The organism is Pseudomonas sp., from assembly GCF_035277045.1.
In the GTDB taxonomy this organism is placed as follows: domain Bacteria; phylum Pseudomonadota; class Gammaproteobacteria; order Pseudomonadales; family Pseudomonadaceae; genus Aquipseudomonas.
This window is the reverse complement of record NZ_DATELE010000216.1, coordinates 1-3128: the sequence shown is the minus strand read 5'-3', so window position 1 is coordinate 3128 and position 3128 is coordinate 1. Positions and strand designations below refer to the sequence as shown.

Below are 3128 nucleotides of genomic sequence, written 5' to 3'. Positions count from 1 at the left end.
AGCGGGAGTCGAATCTGGACCTCACCTCCACGCTGCATGTGCCTGTGCTGCGCTCCGGAAGCCTGGAGGCGATGCTCGCGGTTCACTTCCAGCCGCCTCATGTATTTGTCGACGACGCGCGCGAGCTGGTCGAGGAGACCGCAAAGCGTGTCTGGTCGGCGATCACCCATGCCAGGGCCGAACGCGCCCTGCGCGCAAGCTCGGTGCAACTGGCGGCGGTGTTCGAGCAGGCTAATGCGGGGATTGTCATCTGCGACCCGGCCGGGACCGCCACGCGCGTCAATGATCACTACTGCGAGATGTTCGGCCAGTCGCGTGACAGCGTACTGGGCGCGCGCCTGGCGCAGATACCGGCCCGGCTGTCGCCGAGCATCCAGCAGATAGATCCTGGCACGCCGTGGGAGATCACCCAGCAGTTCTCGCGCGCAGATGGCGGTCAGGTCTGGTTGCAGTCGTCGATCACCCCGCTGATCCATGACCAGCGGCGGGTGGGCATGCTCTGCGTCAGCATCGATGTGACCGCGCGGATCAACGCCGAGGCCGAGCTGGTCGCGCTCAACGAGAGCCTGGAGGCGCGCGTGGCCGCCATGCTTGCGCAGCGCGAGGCGGCGATGCTGCAACTGCACGAGGCGCGCAAGATGGAAATGGTCGGGCAGCTCACTGGCGGCATCGCTCATGACTTCAACAACATGCTGACGCCCATCATCGCCTCGCTGGAGCTGATCCGCCGCCGCCAGGACGACGAGCGCTCCACCCGGCTGATCGATGGCGCGCTGCAGTCAGCAGACCGGGCCAGGGTGCTGGTAGGAAGGCTGCTGAGCTTCGCTCGCCGGCAGACGCTCAAGCCCCAGGCCGTGGCCTTGTCCGCACTGGTCAGCGACATGCAGGAACTGATGTCCCGCTCGATCGGGCCGACCATCGAGGTGGTGACCTTCATCGACCCTGCGCTGCCAGCGGTGGTGGTCGACCCCCACCAGCTGGAACTGGCGATTCTCAACCTTGTGGTGAATGCCCGAGATGCCATGGGCGAGGGAGGGCGCTTGCTGCTGCGCGCAGGCGTGGAACGCCGGCAGGACGGCCGGCAAGGGCCTCTGGCCGTGGGGCGCTATGTCTGGCTGCAGGTGAGCGACAGTGGCAGCGGGATGAGCGAGGAGGTGCTCAAACGCTGCATCGAACCTTTCTATTCCACCAAGACGATCGGCAAGGGCACTGGCCTGGGCCTGCCGATGGTTCAGGGCCTGGCACTGCAATCGGGGGGCGGCTTCACGATCCACTCAAGGCCGGGGGAGGGCACCGAAGCGACGATCTGGTTGCCAGTCAGTGAAAGCGTGGCGACAGCCCCTGACAGCGATGCCCACGAGGTGCCGGTGGCCCCAGGTGCTACCCGGGTCCTGCTGGTCGATGACGAGGAGATCGTGCGCCACACCACGGGACTGCAACTGCGCGACCTCGGTTATGAGGTCACCGAAGCCGCCGATGCGGCGCACGCCCTGCAACTGATCGAGCACGGGCTAAGGCCCGATGCGCTGGTGAGTGACCACATCATGGCGAACAAGACCGGCGTACAGTTCGCTCAGGAACTGCGCGAGCACTTCCCCGGGTTGTCCGTGCTGATCATCACTGGCTATGCCAACCTCACCCCACGCGAGCTCCGCGGCTTCGAGGTGCTGCGCAAGCCGTTCAGGCGGGCGGAGCTGGCCAAGAGCCTGGCGCAGTTGCTGTCCCGACGGGAAGCCGTGGACTAGGCGGTGCTGGCAGGCTCTCCCTCCTGCGAGGAATCGGGCACGCCATGGGGCAGGTAGAGGGTGAAGGTGGTGCCCTGGCCTTCGTGGCTGCTGACCTGCACGTCACCACCCGATTGCTTGGCGAATCCGAACACCTGCGACAGCCCCAACCCCGTGCCTTGGCCAGCGGCCTTGGTGGTGAAAAAGGGGTCGAAAATCCGTTCGAGCAGTGGCGCCGGGATGCCGGTGCCGGTGTCGATGACCGAGATGGCAGCGAACGACGTGGCGTGTATCTCGTCACCCACGGTCGAGGGTATGCGCTGGTCGGGCCGCAGCCTGAAGATCAGCTTGCCTTGTCCATCCATGGCATCCCGGCCATTGATGGCCATGTTGATGATCGCGGTGTCCAGCTGGCCCAGGTCGGCGCGGATGAAGCACGGATGGACCGGCAGGTCGAGTTCCACCTCCACCCGCGCGCCGGTGGCGGTGTCGAGGATGTCCGCGATCGCCTCAAGCCGGTGACCGGCATCGAAGACCTCCGGCGTAAGCGCCTGGCGCCGCGCGAAGGCAAGCAGCTGCGCGGTCAGCTTGGCACCGCGTTCGACCGAGTCGGCCACCGTCTTCAGGTAGCGTTCGCGGCGATCCTCGGCAAGCTCCTTGCGCTGCAGAAAATGCAGCGCGGAACGGATGATCGTGAGCAGGTTGTTGAAGTCATGGGCAACGCCGCCGGTCAGCTGGCCCATGGCTTCGAGCTTCTGCGCCTGGCGCAGCACGGCTTCAGTGTGCAGCAACTGCGAGGTGCGTTGCTCGACGCGTTGCTCGAGCGTGGTGTTCAGGGCTTCCAGCGCGGCCAGCGTCTGGCGCACCTCGGCGTCCGATTGCACCCGCTCGATATGCGCCCAACAGCGCTCGGTGACTTCGCTGAGCAGCCCCAGGTCGTAGGAGGTCCACGTACGTGGAACCTTGTCGTGGATCGCCATCAGCGCGGTAAGGCGCCCGGACTTGACCAGCGGCATGCAGATCGTGGCCGTGATGCCAATGGCCTGGAAGGTCGCGGCTTCATCGGGCGGCAGTTCGCTGAGGTTGTCGTTGATCACCAATGGCAGGCCGGCGCGCAGCTTGCTGACCGCCATCCGCCCGAAGTCAACCAGGCGGTACTCACCCAGCAGGTGCGGAGAGCCTGGAGCGACCCAGTCGCCGCAGATGGTGAAGGCATCCCCGTCGGCCGCCACCAGGGCATAGGCGCAGCTGGAGAGCTTCAGGTGCTCGCCGAGCATGCGGGTGGTGGTCGCCATGATCACGCCAGGGTCAGTGGCCTCGGTGACCATGCGTCCCAGTTCATCGAGAAAGCCCAGGCGACGGTTGGAAAGCACTGCGCCGGTGGTTTCGGTGACGGTGTCGAGC

Annotated in this window: 2 protein-coding genes; one reads left to right on the top strand and one right to left on the bottom strand. The window is 66.0% G+C overall.

Annotated features, from left to right (window positions below):
* On the top strand, positions 1-1745 hold a 1745-nt coding region (locus tag VJS90_RS12330), incomplete at its 5' end, for a hybrid sensor histidine kinase/response regulator (protein ID WP_324121934.1).
* Here the strand turns inward: VJS90_RS12330 and VJS90_RS12325 are convergent.
* Positions 1742-3128, bottom strand: a 1387-nt coding sequence (locus VJS90_RS12325; RefSeq protein ID WP_324121933.1) for a sensor histidine kinase, incomplete at its 5' end; no start/stop codon positions are given. The two genes, VJS90_RS12330 and VJS90_RS12325, sit on opposite strands and share 4 nt — an antisense overlap.